The organism is Shouchella clausii (assembly GCF_002250115.1).
GTDB lineage: Bacteria > Bacillota > Bacilli > Bacillales > Bacillaceae_D > Shouchella > Shouchella clausii.
This window is the reverse complement of sequence record NZ_CP019985.1, coordinates 3,293,374-3,310,403: the sequence shown is the minus strand read 5'-3', so window position 1 is coordinate 3,310,403 and position 17,030 is coordinate 3,293,374. Positions and strand designations below refer to the sequence as shown.

General features: G+C 45.3%; 16 protein-coding genes. 4 read left to right on the top strand and 12 right to left on the bottom strand.

From position 1 onward, the window contains the following. Positions 1-35: 35 nt before the first annotated feature. The 5 genes from BC8716_RS16080 to coxB form a co-directional block, all read right to left on the bottom strand. Positions 36-587, bottom strand: coding sequence for a DUF420 domain-containing protein (locus BC8716_RS16080; protein WP_094427315.1), 552 nt, complete (start codon positions 585-587; stop codon positions 36-38). A gap of 121 nt (positions 588-708) precedes the next feature. Further along, complete coding sequence (locus BC8716_RS16075) at positions 709-1,056, bottom strand: cytochrome C oxidase subunit IV family protein (RefSeq protein WP_062749139.1); 348 nt, start codon at positions 1,054-1,056, stop codon at positions 709-711. Between the two features lies 1 nt (position 1,057). Then, positions 1,058-1,681: a cytochrome (ubi)quinol oxidase subunit III gene (locus tag BC8716_RS16070; RefSeq protein ID WP_094427313.1), complete on the bottom strand. Its 624-nt coding sequence runs from the start codon at positions 1,679-1,681 to the stop codon at positions 1,058-1,060. 1 nt (position 1,682) lies between these two features. Next, entirely contained in the window at positions 1,683-3,557 is a 1,875-nt protein-coding gene (gene ctaD, locus BC8716_RS16065) for a cytochrome c oxidase subunit I (RefSeq protein WP_094427311.1), read from the bottom strand. Between the two features lie 32 nt (positions 3,558-3,589). Then, on the bottom strand, positions 3,590-4,624 hold the full coding sequence (gene coxB / locus BC8716_RS16060; RefSeq protein WP_169715957.1) for a cytochrome c oxidase subunit II: 1,035 nt from the start codon (positions 4,622-4,624) through the stop codon (positions 3,590-3,592). Between the two features lie 397 nt (positions 4,625-5,021). On the opposite strand from coxB, the gene BC8716_RS16055 reads away from it, so the two are divergent. Then, on the top strand, positions 5,022-5,927 hold the full coding sequence (locus tag BC8716_RS16055; protein WP_094429273.1) for a COX15/CtaA family protein: 906 nt from the start codon (positions 5,022-5,024) through the stop codon (positions 5,925-5,927). Positions 5,928-6,091: 164 nt separating this feature from the next. On the opposite strand, the gene pyc is transcribed toward BC8716_RS16055, so the two are convergent. Next, on the bottom strand, positions 6,092-9,541 hold the full coding sequence (pyc, locus tag BC8716_RS16050) for a pyruvate carboxylase (RefSeq protein ID WP_094427307.1): 3,450 nt from the start codon (positions 9,539-9,541) through the stop codon (positions 6,092-6,094). Between the two features lie 233 nt (positions 9,542-9,774). After that, the gene (locus tag BC8716_RS16045; protein WP_011247239.1) at positions 9,775-10,056 is read right to left on the bottom strand and encodes an Fpa/YlaN family protein; all 282 of its coding nucleotides are present in this window, start codon (positions 10,054-10,056) and stop codon (positions 9,775-9,777) included. Positions 10,057-10,215: 159 nt separating this feature from the next. On the opposite strand from BC8716_RS16045, the gene BC8716_RS16040 reads away from it, so the two are divergent. Continuing rightward, positions 10,216-10,728, top strand: a complete 513-nt coding sequence (locus tag BC8716_RS16040; RefSeq protein WP_094427305.1) for a hypothetical protein — start codon at positions 10,216-10,218, stop codon at positions 10,726-10,728. Here BC8716_RS16040 and BC8716_RS16035 read toward each other — a convergent pair. After that, positions 10,725-12,062, bottom strand: coding sequence for a PhoH family protein (locus BC8716_RS16035; protein ID WP_094427303.1), 1,338 nt, complete (start codon positions 12,060-12,062; stop codon positions 10,725-10,727). The two genes, BC8716_RS16040 and BC8716_RS16035, sit on opposite strands and share 4 nt — an antisense overlap. 242 nt (positions 12,063-12,304) lie before the next feature. On the opposite strand from BC8716_RS16035, the gene BC8716_RS16030 reads away from it, so the two are divergent. Continuing rightward, positions 12,305-12,505, top strand: a complete 201-nt coding sequence (locus BC8716_RS16030; RefSeq protein ID WP_011247242.1) for a YlaI family protein — start codon at positions 12,305-12,307, stop codon at positions 12,503-12,505. 64 nt (positions 12,506-12,569) lie between these two features. Here BC8716_RS16030 and BC8716_RS16025 read toward each other — a convergent pair whose 3' ends face one another. Continuing rightward, complete coding sequence (locus BC8716_RS16025; protein WP_094427301.1) at positions 12,570-12,902, bottom strand: YlaH-like family protein; 333 nt, start codon at positions 12,900-12,902, stop codon at positions 12,570-12,572. Positions 12,903-12,939: 37 nt separating this feature from the next. After that, positions 12,940-14,778: a translational GTPase TypA gene (gene typA, locus BC8716_RS16020; protein ID WP_094427299.1), complete on the bottom strand. Its 1,839-nt coding sequence runs from the start codon at positions 14,776-14,778 to the stop codon at positions 12,940-12,942. A 261-nt stretch (positions 14,779-15,039) separates the two neighbouring features. On the opposite strand from typA, the gene BC8716_RS16015 reads away from it, so the two are divergent. Further along, positions 15,040-15,228, top strand: a complete 189-nt coding sequence (locus tag BC8716_RS16015; protein WP_011247245.1) for a DUF5325 family protein — start codon at positions 15,040-15,042, stop codon at positions 15,226-15,228. A gap of 23 nt (positions 15,229-15,251) precedes the next feature. Here BC8716_RS16015 and BC8716_RS16010 read toward each other — a convergent pair whose 3' ends face one another. Then, the gene (locus BC8716_RS16010; protein WP_094427297.1) at positions 15,252-16,151 is read right to left on the bottom strand and encodes an NAD(P)-dependent oxidoreductase; all 900 of its coding nucleotides are present in this window, start codon (positions 16,149-16,151) and stop codon (positions 15,252-15,254) included. Continuing rightward, the gene (locus BC8716_RS16005; protein ID WP_094427294.1) at positions 16,148-16,954 is read right to left on the bottom strand and encodes an inositol monophosphatase family protein; all 807 of its coding nucleotides are present in this window, start codon (positions 16,952-16,954) and stop codon (positions 16,148-16,150) included. The genes BC8716_RS16010 and BC8716_RS16005 overlap by 4 nt, the downstream gene beginning before the upstream one ends. Positions 16,955-17,030 lie beyond the last annotated feature (76 nt).

Genomic DNA, 17,030 nt, shown 5'->3' with positions numbered 1-17,030 from the left:
CTAGTATACCTGAAAGGGAGCCGTTAAGGAAACCATTAATAATAAGGTGAAATCAAGATGTAAACAAGCACACCAGTAAAACTGACATACAACCATAGCGGCATCGTCCAGCGGGCAATCCGCTTATGGCGCTCATTTTCCATGTTCCAAGCTCTCGCAACACTTGTCAGTGCCAACGGAACTATTGCTGCGGCAAGCACAATATGTGTAATCAAAATGAAATAATAAAACACGGCCATAAAGCCGCTGCCGCCATAAGATGTCGACTCAGCTAAGACGTGATGGGCCACATACGTAACCAAGAATAGCGTTGTTGTCAGAAAGGCAGCATAAATAAAACGTCGGTGTACGTTTACCTTCCGCTTCAGAATGGCAATCAATGCACAAAGCAAAAATAGAAAGGTAAAAGAATTAAAAATCGCATTCAACAGCGGCAAAATGGTGACGTCAAACAAATCAAAGTCTTCTACGCCTGGCATTCCCGATAAAATCATGATTGCGCCAATCAAGATGATCGAGATGGTAATAATCGCCGGTCGATAATTCCGTTTTTGTTTGTATTGATTTGAGCCATTTTCCATGTCCATCACTCCTCCAATTACTGCCTACTAAGTATACTACAATAGATACGGGCATTTCAGCGCTTGTTGATGTTGCAATTTGATGAAATATAGAAAAAGCCTTGACTAAGGAGCCAAGGCTTTTCCACTAGTATTTCACAATACCGATTAGCAGCATAAGCGAAACAATTGTCGGTACTGTGACAAAGATTCCCGTAATGATAAACACCGTTGCCCAAGTATGGTCTTTATCCTTCATATGCATAAAGAACAACAGTTGGAGCAGTAGCTGAACGACAGCAAGAATAAGGATAAACGGTACAGCGAAATTATTTGGAATAATATCGGCACCAACCGCCGCGAATGCCAGCACGGTTAAAAACAACATGAGGACAAACACGACGATTTGATTGCGGATTTCCGTTTTCATTTCCCGTTTTTCTGCTTCCGTCATCGCGCTCTTATCAAACGGCTTACTCAAATGGTCATCCGCCATCTTAATACCCTCCTACTCCCATTAAATAAACAACCGTAAAAATAAATACCCAGACGACGTCAATGAAGTGCCAGTACAAGCTGGCCACGTAAAACTTCGGTGCATTCGTCAATGTGATGCCGGCACGGAAGTTGCGGATAATCAAAAGCGTGATCCACCCGAGTCCGAACAACACGTGGGCGCCGTGTAGACCAACTAGCGTATAGAATGCCGATGAAAACGCGCTAGTCGTAAAGCCAAATTCATAGTCATGGACATAGTGTTGGAACTCGTAAATTTCCAACCCTAAAAACGCCAACCCTAGCACGACTGTAATAATCATCCACGTCATCATTTGCTTGAATTTGTTTTTCTTCATCGCAAACATGGCAAACACACTTGTCATTGAACTTGTCAATAGCAGCATCGTCATGAGGAACACGAGCGGCAGTGTGAACAAATCGGTTGAAGCGGGACCACTGCCGACACCATTGCGAAGCCCTAAATAGGTGCCGAAAAAGGTTGCAAACATGATTGTCTCTCCGCCAAGGAAAAACCAGAAGCCTAAAAACTTGTTTTTGCCTTCCAGTGTTGCCCGCTCTGGATGAGAAGGCAGTCCTTTTGTAGCATCTACAGATCCAGCCATATTATTTGCCACCTCCCCATTTTTTCAAATCTGCCTGAACGACGCTTTTTGGAATATGATAGCCATGGTCATCATTGATCGACCGGAGCGCCATTGATCCGAACGTGAGGACCGCACCTACGGCAAGAACGATCCATGGGCTGACAATTGGGTTATCCATTTCCAACATAATCAGGCCAAAACCGCCAAAGAAAAGGCCAATCGAAATAATGAGCGGCAAAATTGAACCGTTTGGCATGTGAATGTCGCCTACAGGTTCTGCCGGTTTCATTGTTCCGTCGCCATGCACTTTTTCATAGAAAAGTGGATCGAGGGAACGAATTTGCGGCGTTTGCGCAAAGTTGTATTCAGGCACAGGCGTTGGCGTCGCCCATTCAAGCGTCCGTGCATCCCACGGGTCGTTTATGCCAATGACACGCTCCCCTTTAAACGCTGAATAAATAATATTAATGACTAGCAAAATGACAGCAGCTGACATAAAGAATGTGCCTACTGTACTAATTAAGTTGAAATCATCCAAGCCTTGGCCGCCAAGGTATGTATAAACGCGGCGCGGCATTCCCATCAGTCCAAGGAAATGCTGGATAAAGAAAGTCAAATGGAAACCGATTGTAAACAAAACAAAAAACCATTTTCCCATCTTCTCATTCAGCTTATGGTTAAACATTTTCGGATACCAATAAAACAATCCGGCAAATAGGGCAAACACAATCCCGCCGACAATGATGTAATGAAAGTGTGCAACGACAAAGTACGTATCATGGTACAAATAGTCTACCGGCGCCATCGCGAGCATGACCCCTGTAACACCGCCAAGCACGAACGTCGGCACGAATGAAGAAGCAAACAACATCGACGTATTGAATGTGATTTTGCCGCCCCACATCGTAAAGAGCCAGTTAAAGATTTTAATACCAGTCGGAACAGCAATGGTCATTGTAGCAATCGCAAAGATTGAGTTAGCCACTGGACCGATACCGACTGTAAACATATGGTGAGCCCACACCATGAAACCAAGGAAGGCAATGATCATCGTCGCGAATACCATCGCTGTGTAACCGAAAAGCCGTTTGCGTGAAAAGGCCGGAATAACTTCAGAAATGATTCCGAACGCTGGCAAAACGAGAATGTACACTTCTGGGTGCCCGAAGATCCAGAAAATATGTTGCCATATGACGACATTCCCTCCTGCTGTCGGGTTGAAAAACTGGGCATCGAATATGCGTTCAAGCATAAGCAAAGCAAGCCCGGCCGCTAGAGGCGTAAAGGCAAACAAAATCAACGTCGACGTGACGAATGATGTCCAAACGAACAACGGCAAGCGCATCATCGTCATACCTGGTGCACGCATGTTAATAATCGTCACGAGGAAGTTAATCGCAGATATTAATGTCCCAATCCCCGAGACTTGTAAGCCAAGTACGTAAAAGTCGAGGCCAAGCTGGTTTTCATTTAGTGACAACGGCACGTAAGCTGTCCAGCCTGCATCAGGACCGCCGCCAAAGAACCAGCTAAGTGATAAAAGCAGCCCGCCCGACATAAAAATCCAAAATCCGAGCGCGTTTACAAACGGAAACGCGACGTCGCGGGCGCCAATTTGCAAAGGAATGAAGTAGTTCATAAAACCAAACAACAAAGGCGTCGCTGCCAAAAACAACATGATTGTGCCATGCATCGTAATAAATTCATTAAACGTCTGGCCGCTTAAAAACGTATTTTCAGGAAACATGAGCTGTATCCGCATAAACACAGCCATCAACCCTGCTTTAACAAAGAAAAGCGTTCCGGCAATTAAATACATAATGCCGAGTTTCTTATGGTCGACTGTCGTCAGCCAATCCCAAATAACGCTTTTTTCTTTTTTATAACTAGCCAATCTAAGACCCTCCTTTACCCGTTCTTTCTATATTAATACTCTTGATCGGCTCCCCGCACTTGTAACGAGCGCAAGTACTCGACGATCGCGTCGAGATCTTCGTCGCTAATGTCGGGATGAGCTGGCATGTTGTTGCCTTGCTTCAAAGATTGCGGGTCTCGAATCCATTCTTTCAATAGCTCGTCGTCGTCGATGTCATAGACGCCAGCAAGCGTTTGGCGATCGCCAAAGTTGGTCAGCGCTGGCCCTGTCGCCATGCCTTGTCCGCCAATGGCATGACAAGAAATGCAGGCATTTTCTTGGAAAGCTTCATAGCCCGCTTCTGCATTGGCAGCAGTAGCTTCTTGTTCAACGGCAAGCATGTCTTCCACCCAAGCGTCGTACTCATCGCGTTCCAAAGCAATCACTTTAAAATCCATGAGCGCATGGGACGGCCCACAAAGTTCAGCACATTTGCCTTTATAGACGCCTGGTTCGTCGGCATTAAGCGTCAATGCATTGGTTACCCCTGGAATATTGTCGATTTTCCCGCCAAGAGCCGGCACCCAGAAAGAGTGGATCACATCTTCGGCATTCAGTTCAAATACGACATCTTCCCCTGCAGGGATATACACCTCTTGTCCAGCTGTAAAGCCTTCTTCATAATCAAATTGCCACCAGTATTGATGACCAGTTACTTTTATGTACACTGCGTCCTCATGTTCGCTTGGATCCGCATTCACATGGAAATCAAACGTTCCTGTAACAGTAGGAATGAATAAAATGATTAGCAAAATGATCGGAATAACGGTCCATGTAATTTCCATCGCCGTATTCCCGTGCACTTGCTTCGGCAGTACGTCATCGCCATCTTTGCGACGGAATTTAAAAATGACGAGGAAAAAAATCACAAATACAACAATGGAGACGAACGTCATAACTGCTATCGACAACAGCATGTTGTCATAAATCCATTGTGCTGCAGGCCCTTTAGGGTCAAGCGCAGTCAGGTTTTCTTCCCCTAGACAGCCTGAAAGCAAAAACAGCATTAGTGCTACCGGTACAAGCCGCCATATCTGTTTTCTCATCAAAGCCCCTCACTTTCTTTTTCACATTGTCTCAATCTCTTTTTTTGCCAACAGCGAACGAAAACTCGTTTTTACAAGCACTTTACGCAACCGTATTCATTTTTCAGCACTCCGATTTAACAGAAAACACTTAGGATTGCAAACTGTGCTAACGATTGGTACCTAGTTGTCAGGCAGCCTTGTAAAAACTGTCTTTTTGATTATAACGCAAAATGGGGACGGTTTCATCATATTCCTTTTGTTCACGTAAATGTCACAATTGAAACCGTCAAAGAATGTTCGCAGCTGAAAAATTGACTTTACCTAGTACCTTTTTTAAGATGGAAGAAGCATTTTCAAGACCCACTCTAACTTTACCATATTTTTCGATAAGATTATAGAAGGAAAGGTGAAACGATTGCATAAAGGATTAAAAAGATTAGGCGTTATCACCTCGCTCGGCGTGCTGTTGGTGCTCATCCAAGGCGCCCTCGTCACGAATACAGGTTCTGGTGAAGGTTGTGGGCAAACATGGCCCTTATGTTTTGGCCAAGTCATCCCTCTCGACCCGCCTCCTGAGACGGTCATTGAGTTTTCACACCGCCTTGTCGCCGGCATCGTCGGCATGCTTGTGATCGCAATGGCGATTTGGTCATGGCGTCGCCTAAAGCATATGCCAGAAACTCGCTTTCTCGCGATTATTTCCGTCTTTATGATCATTTTTCAAGGTTTGCTAGGTGCAGGAGCGGTTGTGTTTGGCCAGTCTGATTTAATCATGGCGCTTCACTTTGGCTTTTCTGCATTATCATTTGCATCGGTTGTGCTATTAACGAGGCTCGCTTTTGAAGATAGCAATCCCCAAAAGCAGTATGCACCAATTGTCTCAAAGGCATACAAAGGCTATGTTATTTTTGTAGCGATTTATTCCTATGTAGCAATCTATACAGGCGCTTACGTGAAACATACGAACGCAACGCTTGCTTGCTCAGGCTTCCCCCTTTGCAATGGGCAGTGGGTTCCAGATGTGTTTACTGAAGCGATCGGCGTCCAGCTCTTGCACCGTAGCGCTGCGATCTTGCTTTCACTACTCTTGGTCGTTTTATTTATTTGGACGGTAAAAACGTTCCGGGCTTCCCGCGTGCTCGTCGTTTGCGCTAGCCTAGCGATGCTGCTCGTTATTGGTCAGGCCGCTTCAGGTGCCGCCGTTGTCCTGACATATAATGCAACGCTAACACTCGGGATTTTCCATGCGTTGCTCATTTCGCTCCTGTTTACATTGCTCTGTTACATGGTCATGCTTGTCACGCGGCACAAAGCTAAATAAAAAACGCCAAAACCGGTTGGGCTAGTGCCCAGCCGGTTTAGGTTGTAGACAAACGCTCGGTTCCACATTCTACGTTGCTTCCCTCGTCCATTTGCTTATTCACTCGGTTTCGCCTCTTGACTGACAAGCGCTGTCTGTTTGATAAACGCTACCGTTAATTAAAGTTACTCAGAAAGCTCAATGAGCAAGTCGCCTGTTGAAATCGACTCTCCGTCTCGTGCATACACTTTTTTAACCGTACCGCTAATGGCTGCTTGGACAGTTGTCTCCATTTTCATCGCTTCTGTAATCATCAAATGGTCGCCTTTTTCCACTTTGTCGCCTTCAGCTACAAGGGCCTTAATGACCGTTCCTGGCATTGAAGCGCCAATATGGCTCGGGTTGTTTTTCTCAGCTTTCGGACGTGTCACAGCTGTTGTTTTCACATCCAAATCTTGAATATGAACTTCACGAGGTTGCCCATTCAGTTCAAAATAGACGATCCGCGTCCCGTCTGGTTGTGGGTCTGACACAGAGACAAGCTTGACAATTAACGTTTTTCCACGTTCAATTTCCACTTCAATTTCCTCGCCTAAATGGAGGCCGTAAAAGAATGTCGGCGTATCCAGGACGGACACATCGCCAAACCGTTGGCAAAATTGCTCATACTCCATAAACACTTTTGGATATAAGGCATAGGAGAGCACGTCGTGGCTCGTTACTTGACGGCCAAGCTCTTCAAATAAGCTTTTGCCAACTGCTTTAAAGTCCACTGGCTTCATATGTTCGCCAGGGCGCCCCTCAATAGGCTGCTTGCCTTTTAAAATAATACGCTGCAGCTTTTCAGGAAAGCCTTTGTAAGGTTGGCCTAATTGCCCTTGGAAAAACTCCACTACGGAATCAGGAAAGTCAAGGCTTTCGCCACGCTCAAAAATTGCTTCTTCTGTCAAATCATTTTGTACCATGTAAAGGGCCATATCGCCAACTACTTTGGAGGATGGCGTCACTTTTACAATATCGCCAAACAAATCGTTAACGCGACGGTACATTCGTTTCACTTCATTCCAACGGTTGTACAGTCCAACTGCTTTCGCTTGCTGCTGAAGGTTGCTATATTGACCCCCTGGCATTTCATGCTCATACACTTCTGTATGAGGAGCATTCATGCCGCTTTCAAACCCTCGGTAAAATTTACGTGTTTCATGCCAAAATTGATCGAGCTTTTCATAATTGCCAACATCCATTTTTGGTTGGCGGCTTTTTTCCGCTAATGCATAATATAAGCTGTTTGCGCTTGGTTGTGAAGTCAGGCCTGCCATGGAGCTGACGGCGACATCGACAATATCAACGCCTGCATCGACGGCACGGGCATAGGTAAAAATACCGTTGCCGCTCGTGTCATGCATATGCAAATGAATCGGAATGTCGACTGCTTCTTTTAACTCAGAGACAAGTTGGTAGGCCGCCTCCGGTTTTAACAAACCAGCCATATCTTTAATGGCAAGAATATGGGCGCCTGACGCTTCTAATTCTTTGGCCATTTTTTTGTAATAATTTAAATCATATTTATCGCGATTTTTGTCCAAAATATCGCCCGTGTAGCATACAGCAGCTTCTGCCACTTTTCCGCTCGCTCGCACAGCCTCAATGGCTGGCTTCATTGCTTCAACCCAGTTTAAGCTGTCAAAGATCCGGAAAACGTCGATGCCTGCTTCAGCTGACTTCTGGACAAAATCAGCAATGACGTTGTCAGGGTAGCTTGTATAACCGACGCCATTAGAGGCGCGTAAAAGCATTTGGAACAGCACATTAGGCACTTTTTCACGCAACGTAAGAAGCCGTTCCCACGGATTCTCATGCAGAAAACGCATCGCGACATCAAAAGTCGCTCCGCCCCACATCTCAAGAGAAAACAAATCAGGAAGCAAGCGCGCTGTAGGTTCAGCAATTTTCTTTAAATCATATGTGCGAACGCGTGTCGCCAGCAGCGACTGGTGGGCATCGCGGAATGTCGTATCGGTCAACAGCACTTTTTGCTCTTGCTTTACCCAATTCGCTAATCCTTCTGGCCCTCGCTCATCTAAAATTTGCTTTGTGCCCGCTGGTATCGGCTCGTTTTTATTAAAAGCAGGGACAACCGGTTTGTCAAACAGCGGCTTTTCCCCTTTTTCCAAGCCTGGATAACCGTTCACGACCGTCTCTCCGATAAAGGACAACATTTTTGTCCCCCGGTCTTTTCGTTTAGGAAAGACAAATAGCTCAGGTGTTTCGTCTATAAAATGAGTATTGTATTCGCCATTTAAAAATTGCGGGTGGGTGACGACATTTTCCAAGAATGCAATATTTGTTTTAATGCCGCGAATCCGAAATTCCCGTAGATTGCGTACCATCTTCAAGGCAGCAGCCTCAAACGTTAATGCCCACGTTGATACTTTTACGAGTAACGAATCGTAGTGGGGGCTAATGACAGCGCCTTGAAACCCGTTTCCAGCATCAAGGCGCACACCAAAGCCGCCACTTGAACGATAGGCATTGATTCTTCCCGTATCCGGCATAAATCCATTTGCAGGGTCTTCTGTCGTTACCCGTGACTGGATCGCGTAGCCAAAACAAGCGATATCTTCTTGTTTAGGAATGTCGAGTTCTTTTTCATGGAGTTTGTAACCGTCGGCAATTTTCAACTGCGACTGGACGATGTCGATGCCAGTAATCATTTCCGTAATCGTGTGTTCCACTTGGACACGAGGATTGACTTCAATAAAATAGAATGTTCCGTCATCGGTGACGAGAAACTCAACCGTACCGGCGTTTACGTAGCCGACATTTTTCATCAAGTTGACGGCTGCATCGCAAATATTGGTTCGCACTTCATCGGACAGGGATACGCTTGGCGCGATTTCGACTACTTTCTGATGGCGCCGTTGCACCGAACAGTCCCGTTCATACAAGTGGACAATATTTCCGTGCTTATCAGCTAAAATTTGCACTTCGATATGTTTAGGGCGTTCGACAAATTTTTCTACATACACTTCATCGTTGCCGAACGCTGATTTCGCTTCAGACTTCGCCCGTTCATACGATTCTTTTACATCCTTTTCTTCGCGGACAATACGCATGCCGCGACCGCCTCCGCCTAAGGAAGCTTTGATGATAAACGGATAGCCGTGCTCGTCAGCAAACGCTTGAACTTCCTCTAAGCTAGCAACTGGGCCATCGCTTCCTGGAATGACAGGCAACCCTGCTTTTAACGCTTGTTCCCGGGCTTGTATTTTGTCACCAAACATACGAAGGTGCTCAAGCTCAGGTCCGACAAAAATCAGCCCTTCTTCCTGACAACGTCTGGCGAATTCGATATTCTCTGACAAAAACCCATAGCCTGGGTGAATCGCGTCGACGTCATGTGCTTTTGCTGTCGCAATGATGTCTTCAATGTCAAGATAAGCATCAATCGGCTTTTTCCCTTCGCCAACAAGATAGGCTTCATCCGCTTTATAGCGGTGAAAAGCACCTGTGTCCTCTTTTGAATAGATAGCGACAGTGCGGATGTTCAACTCTGAACATGCTCGAAAAATCCGAATAGCGATTTCCCCACGATTTGCAACGAGCACTTTTTTAATCGATTTTAATGCATTCATAACGACTACCTCCCCAACTCGTTTCAAACAAGCTTTTTTCTTTTTTTATACTTTGAACGATTTTTGTCGATTTGGCAACTATAAAGTTAAAAATTTTTTCGTTTCAGGCTAAAAAAAAAAGCTAGATCCGCTATATTACTTGCCTTTCTGTCAATCTAAAATTTTTATTTCGCTCCTAACTCGTCCATCATCGATGCTCGGATTGCAGAAAAACCGGGCAAGTTGCCCGGTTTTTATTTTCTCATAGAAGCTTCATGCAGCAGCGCAAGTTTGCGTTCCAATTCGCTTAAAATCATTTTCCCTTTTTCTTCCTCTACTAATTCAAGACGGATGGCAAAGTCAATTTCCCTTGACAAGCCAAACATCCGCGTATCTAAAACCTCTTCGTAGAGGGGGCATTGCGGCATCGTCAAATTTTCTAGCTGCACTTCAATGAGTTTCTGAATTTTTTCTGCATCTGCCTGCAAGAGCGCGTACGCTTTCTCGCTCTGGCTAGTCACAGCATTCGTCGTCAAGGTGTCCCCTCCTTGGCTAAATGTTCGTTCTACTTACATAGTATCTTTGTTTCCCCGAAATTGCAATCTTTTTCCCCAGTTTCGAACAGGCAGAAGCCGTGACAATTGCGCTATTCCCCGCTATACTTTTGGTACGGTGTAAAAATGGAGGGTGCTTCAATGGAAGAGTTTGTGTTTTTTATTTCAGGAAAAGTCGCTAGACCACTAACGATTGACCCGACTGTATGGATATTTGATGAGCGAAAAATTGATTTGGAAGCGTTTTTTCAAAGTGAAGAAGGCTTGCCTGATGACAATGATTTAGTAAGCTACACGAAAGCAGTAGCAAAAAGATGGGATAAGGAAATGCTTGAAGGCTCTGAGCCACCGAACCCCAACCGTGATTCGAATCAAATTGCTTTTGAACGGCAAAAATGGACAAACGGTTCTTTTGGCATGCCACTAAAGCCCTTTATCCGCAATGCCGCTCCAGAAGAAAGTGCAACAGCAATCGAAATACGCACGACGGATGGCAAAACGTTTCCTTTCAGCATTGAGCAAGGCGATTCGTTCATTGCTGCTTTTTCCGAAAAAGGCCAGCCTTTAAAAGAGGATGGCCCTGTCCATGTGTATGTTGCCGATGGCAGCAGCAAAGAACCCGTTCGCCGCGTTCGCGAAATCGTGTTCGTCTAAAGCAAGTCCGCGGCAAGTTGCGCTAGCGCTGAGCGTTCTCCTTTGATCAATCGAACATGTCCGCTCAGCGCTTCTTTTTTAAACGTTTCCACTGCATACGTTAGCCCATTTGTATATTCATCCAAATACGGGTGGTCAATTTGTTCAGGGTCCCCCATCAATACAATTTTGCTGCGTTCCCCAACTCTCGTTAATATCGTCTTCACTTCGTGTTTCGTTAAATTTTGCGCTTCATCAATAATGATGAACTGGTCGGGAATGCTCCTGCCCCGAATGTAAGTAAGCGCCTCTACTTGAATCGAACTCATTCCCGCTAGAATCCGATCCAGCTCGCCTGGCTTTTTTGTGTCAAATAAAAATTCAAGATTATCGTAAATAGGCTGCATCCAAGGTTTTAGTTTTTCCTCTTTCTCGCCTGGCAAATAGCCGATGTCTTTGCCGAGTGGGACGACAGGGCGGGCGACAACAAGCTTTTTATAAAGGTGGAGGTCTTCCGTTTGCAAAAGCCCCGCAGCAAGCGCCAATAACGTCTTGCCTGTCCCGGCTTTTCCAATCATCGTCACAAGCGGCAAGTCTGTCCGCAACAGAAGCTCCAATGCCATCTTTTGCTGGGCATTACGTGGGCGAATTCCCCATACATGCTCATGCTCGCCTACAAGCGGTTTAATCGAATGGCCAAGCAAATCGACTTTTCCAAGCGCTGAACTAGAAGGTTGGACGTGGTCTTTTAAAACGACAAATTGGTTTGGGAAAAAGGAGCGGTCAGGCAACATTGTCACAGACACTTGGCCACTTTTGTAAAATTGGTCGATGACTTCCTGGTCGACATAGCAAGTTTCAAAACCATCATAGCCTTTATCTGTTTCAATCACGCGATCATTTAGAAAATCTTCTGTTCTTAAATCAAACGCATCTGCCTTAACGCGAACTAGCGCGTCTTTGCTGACAAGCACGACTTCACATCCGTTTGCTTTTTCATTCTCTTCCTTCTGCAAATTTAAGGCAACCGCAATGATGCGATTGTCATTTGTCATTTCAGCAAAGCTATCTTTTAAATGCTTGAAAGAGCGATGATTTAGCTCCACCCGGAATACCCCGCCCCGATCAAGGACGACCCCTTGATGGAGTTTGCCGCCATCACGCAATTGGTCGACCATTTTTGCGATCAAACGTGCATTGCGCCCGATTTCATCCATATTTCGCTTTTTAGAATCCACTTCTTCCAATACGACAGCGGGAATGACCACTTCATGCGGCTGAAATTGGTAGATCGCATATGGATCTTGAAGCAGGACATTTGTGTCTAATACATAAATTTGATTAGCTTTCCCCAAATCATACGCCTCCCGACATGTGCAGCTCGATTTCCTTTTTAAGGCAAGCCTCCTTTTCATTATCGTATGTAGGAGCAAAACAACTTAGACGAAAGTTTAGAAAGAAATGCGGGCGTTTCTTTTTTTTCGTAAATTGTTTACAATAACAATAACGGTTCAAGTTCCTCCATCCGTATCTGCCTGTTTTTCATCAAGAAATTGGATCATCCATCCATATAAAACTCGAGGAGGTGCAGCCAAAATTGAAAGTAAAATGTGTCATGTGCGACAAAATTAATGATATTGAAGATTTTAGCACCCTTGCCAAACGGCTGCGCAACCGTCCTATCCATACCTATATGTGCGACTCTTGTAAAGCAAGAATTGAAAAACGGACGATCGAGCGCAAAGCGACTGGCTTATTTTATACCCCCCATCAAAAAGAAAAGAGTGACTGGCCATAGAGCCAGTCACTCTTTTTAAACGCTAGGCGTATTCAGCCGCCTGTTTGGTACGATCACTTTTCGTTTATACATTTTGCGATTTTTCTTTGCGGTGGAGGTGCAGCCGAAAACGGTAAATGCCTAGCACGACAGCAGAGATGGCTAATACAGCTAAAATCGGCGCGCCAAAAATGAATTCCAAAAACCAGAGCCCGAAACTGCCAATGACTAACAAAACGTAAACAACGACCATTTTCAACAATGGCAGTTTCCTCGCAAAACCGAGATTGAAAACGATCACACAAAGGACGATTGTCGCTACAAAAGCAATAAAACCAATCCATGGGTTCTCGTACGTCGCTTGCATAAGCCACGGCATGCTTTCAAGCGGAACCGTTTGCTCAGCTAGAAATTCCATGTTCTTTTCAGCCCTTCCTCACCAATAATGATAATGATCACTTACTTGAAGCGATTTTTCTCCGTTTTTCTTCCCGTTCCCGTTCTGATTTGTTCAAGATTTTTTTGCGCAAGCGAATCGATTGGGGCGTCATTTCGCAGTATTCATCATCATTCAAGTACTCAAGCGCTTCTTCTAGCGTCAAAATGCGCGGCCGTTTCATCGTGACCGTGTGCTCTTTAGTCGCAGAACGGATATTTGTCTGCTGCTTCATTTTCGTAATGTTGACAGTCAAGTCATTTTCCCGTGTATGCTCGCCAACAATCATGCCTTCGTAGATTTCTGTGCCTGGTTCTACAAAGATGGTGCCTCGGTCTTCTACATTGATAATCCCATATTGGGTCGCTTTTCCTGTTTCAATGGATACAAGCACTCCTTGGCGTCGACCGCCAACTTGGCCAGCAGTAACCGGCTGATAGGAATCAAATGAATGGTTTAAAATCCCGTACCCTCGTGTTTGCGTTAAAAACTCAGTTGTATAACCGATCAACCCACGAGCAGGTACGAGAAATTCAAGCCGAACTTGTCCACTTCCTGTGTTGGCCATGTTCACCATTTCGCCTTTGCGCTCCCCAAGAGATTGCATAACAGCACCTTGGTATTCCTCTGGCACATCAATTTGCACACGTTCTACCGGTTCGCAACGGACACCATCGACTTCGCGGATAATGACTTCCGGTTTGGATACTTGTAGTTCATACCCTTCACGGCGCATGTTTTCAATTAAAATGGACAAGTGCAGCTCGCCACGCCCTGAGACAACCCACATATCAGGGGAGTCTGTGTTTTCTACGCGCAAACTAACATCGGTTTCTAATTCGGCTTTAAGCCGTTCTTCTAGTTTACGGCTTGTTACAAATTTCCCTTCGCTCCCGGCAAAAGGTGAATTATTGACTAGGAATGTCATTTTAAGTGTCGGTTCATCGATCCGTAACGGTGGCAACGCATCTTGATGCTCTATCGGACAAACCGTTTCGCCAACATTAATTTCTTCCATTCCCGAAACAGCCACCAAATCGCCAGCTCGTGCTTCGCTAATTTCAGTGCGTTTTAAGCCAAGAAAGCCGAACAGTTTTGTGACTCGAAATTGTTTGACTGTGCCGTCAAGCTTCATGAGAGCCACTTGCTGGCCCACTTTAATCGTGCCTCTAAATACTCGGCCAATCCCAATACGGCCAACATAATCGTTGTAATCAAGCAACGTAATTTGCAGCTGCAATGGCTCATCGCTATTGTCTACTGGGGCAGGAATATGCTCAACAACCGTTTGGAAAAGAGCATCCATGTTTTCGTCTTGCTTTTCTGGCGTTAAGGATGCCGTTCCATTTATAGCAGAAGTGTAGACAACCGGAAAATCAAGCTGGTCTTCATCTGCGCCTAAATCGATAAACAAATCAATGACTTCATCCACGACTTCATTCGGCCGGGCTGCAGGGCGATCAATTTTATTCACGACTACAATCGGTGCCAGCTTTTGCTCAAGTGCTTTTTTCAAAACAAAACGCGTTTGCGGCATGCAGCCTTCGTAAGCATCGACGACAAGAAGAACACCGTCAACCATTTTCATAATCCGCTCAACTTCGCCTCCAAAGTCGGCGTGTCCTGGCGTATCCATGATGTTGATACGTGTTCCTTTGTAATTGATTGCTGTATTTTTTGCTAAAATGGTAATGCCTCGTTCTTTTTCAATCGCATTCGAATCCATTGCCCTTTCTTGCACAGTTTCATGTTGCAAAAATGTGCCAGATTGTTTTAAGAGTTCATCCACTAATGTCGTTTTTCCGTGGTCAACGTGGGCAATGATCGCAATATTACGCAACTCTTCGCGTACAGTCATGTTTTTTCTCTCCTTCTATGTTAAGCCCATTTTATCCATCCATACTGGAAGGCTATGGGCGATCATGGATGAAAGGTTCTCTCTCATTCAGGCTTTTAACTGTACAAGTATACCACAAATTGAGCCCCTTTCCTACTTCAATTGCTGAAGAAAGTTCGTAAAGATCGTGCTTCGAAATGTTTTCCGTTTTGTCACAGTCTTTACTTTCCCTTTTTCGCGGATCACGGTAAACTAATCAATAGCGAGGGAAGGAGGCCCGTTTTGAAAAAAGAGAATCTATTGTTTTTAACGCTTTCAATTATAACGGTATTGTGCATTATGGCAATTGGCGTTGCAGTGGCAGAGCGGAGTCTCGTTATAGCCATTGTTGCGATTTTAGGTATTTTCCTTTCAATGGGACTCGGCTTTAGCCGCAGGAAAAAAAATGAATCGAACCATAACTCTTTTTAAATGAAAAGAGAGCCACTGACCGGTCAATGGCTCTCTTTTTTATGGCGTTTCACAATCGTCCCTGTTGCTTCTTCTAGCGGTCGAATAATAGCGCTAACATCTTGGTCTCCGTACTTTTCTTTTGCCTTTGCGACTTTTTCAGCACCTAATTTAACGACGTCCAGTGGCATACCAATGTCGTCTGCCAACTTTAAGGCCAAGCCGATATCTTTATGAAGCAAGTTAATGGAAAAACGGGCTTCAAATTGCCTGTCCAAAATTGCATTTACAGCCCAGTCCATGCTTTTGGAAAAGCCAGCGCTTCGCTTAATAACTTCATAGGCAACAGCCGGATCAACACCGGCTTTTTCAGCCATGACATAACATTCTGCCAGCGCCGACTGATGAACGCCAATAAGCATGTTGTTGAGCAACTTTACCGTCGTGCCGCTCCCTGTCTCGCCTACGCGAACAATGTAGTCGCCAAACGCCTTTAACACAGGCAGCGCCCTTTCGTATGCGTCTTCCTCGCCTCCGCACATAATCGTTAAATTGCCGGCTTCGGCTCCCATTGGCCCACCGCTAATTGGCGCATCTAGAAACGAAGCTCCTTTTTCTTTTAAGCGGCTGCTCGCCCATTCGTTAGTCGCACGGTCCACAGTGGAATGGTCAATGACGATTTTGCCTGGCGAAGCACCGGCAATAAGTCCATTCGCACCGTCATAAACATCATGAATGGTTGACGGTAGCGGCAAACATGTCATCACAATATCAACTGTTTCCATTAACGCTTTTGGCGAGCTCGCTTCCACAGCGCCAAATGCAAGCGCTTTTTCAATTGGTCCACGGCTGCGACTGACGACATATGTCTCATAGCCTGCCTCCACTAAATGGCGCGTCATCGGCAACCCCATTGTTCCCAGGCCAATAAATCCTACTTTCATGTGCTCTCCCCCTTATGCAAGTATGTGGCTACTAATGTTTCATGCAAAGCCGGTTTTGCAGCGACTATTGACCCTCTTTCCAGCAGCGACAATGCCTCTCCATTAAAACGGGTTGTCTTGCATCCTGCTTCTTGCAACAAAACAGCGCCGCCAGCATAATCCCATGGGGACAATTTTGGACTTATGTATGCATCCAGTAAACCGCTCGCTACATAAGCCATTTCAAGGGCCGCAGATCCGTAACTGCGTGTTCCCCGGCATGCTTTAGCGATGTCTACCAAGTCAGGCTGGATCGGCAAGTTGTCCTTCACAAGCCAATTGCCATTAATGCCGATTACCGACTGAGCTAACTCATTTCCTTTTGCAGGCGATTGTTTTCTGTCATTGATGAAAAAGCCAACACCTTCGATAGCGTGAAATAGCTCGCCTGACATCACATCATAAACAAGTCCGACTTTCCCCTTTCCGTTTTCGTAAATGCCTACAGAGATCGCAAAATTTCGTTTTTGGTGGACAAAGTTCATTGTGCCGTCAATCGGGTCGATAATCCATACAATGCCGTCTAGCGTATCAAGGCGATCGGCAACCCCTTCTTCGCCAAGGAAATGATGGTTTGGATACGTGGCTACAATATTGTCATAAAAAAACGATTCCGTGCTTTTATCCACATCGGTTACCAAATCATTAGGGCCCGATTTGGCATCAATGTGAAACGGCTGGTGAAGCGCTTGCTTAATTGCGTCTCCCGCCTCAACGATCCACGCACGTGCTTGCCTTTCAAGTTCTACCCATGTCGTCTCCATACAAGCCTCCTATATCTTATCTACTGTTGCTTCTATTATGGCATAAATTGAAAACAAAACAAACGGAAAGGCAAAA

Coding starts and splice junctions, on each gene's coding strand:
- BC8716_RS16075 (WP_062749139.1), bottom strand. CDS start 1,056: ATGGCGGATGACCATTTGAGTAAGCCGTTTGATAAGAGCGCGATGACG.
- BC8716_RS16005 (WP_094427294.1), bottom strand. CDS start 16,954: ATGGAGACGACATGGGTAGAACTTGAAAGGCAAGCACGTGCGTGGATC.
- coxB (WP_169715957.1), bottom strand. CDS start 4,624: ATGAGAAAACAGATATGGCGGCTTGTACCGGTAGCACTAATGCTGTTT.
- BC8716_RS16025 (WP_094427301.1), bottom strand. CDS start 12,902: ATGGAATTTCTAGCTGAGCAAACGGTTCCGCTTGAAAGCATGCCGTGG.
- BC8716_RS16070 (WP_094427313.1), bottom strand. CDS start 1,681: ATGGCTGGATCTGTAGATGCTACAAAAGGACTGCCTTCTCATCCAGAG.
- BC8716_RS16040 (WP_094427305.1), top strand. CDS start 10,216: ATGGAAGAGTTTGTGTTTTTTATTTCAGGAAAAGTCGCTAGACCACTA.
- BC8716_RS16010 (WP_094427297.1), bottom strand. CDS start 16,151: ATGAAAGTAGGATTTATTGGCCTGGGAACAATGGGGTTGCCGATGACG.
- pyc (WP_094427307.1), bottom strand. CDS start 9,541: ATGAATGCATTAAAATCGATTAAAAAAGTGCTCGTTGCAAATCGTGGG.
- BC8716_RS16080 (WP_094427315.1), bottom strand. CDS start 587: ATGGACATGGAAAATGGCTCAAATCAATACAAACAAAAACGGAATTAT.
- typA (WP_094427299.1), bottom strand. CDS start 14,778: ATGACTGTACGCGAAGAGTTGCGTAATATTGCGATCATTGCCCACGTT.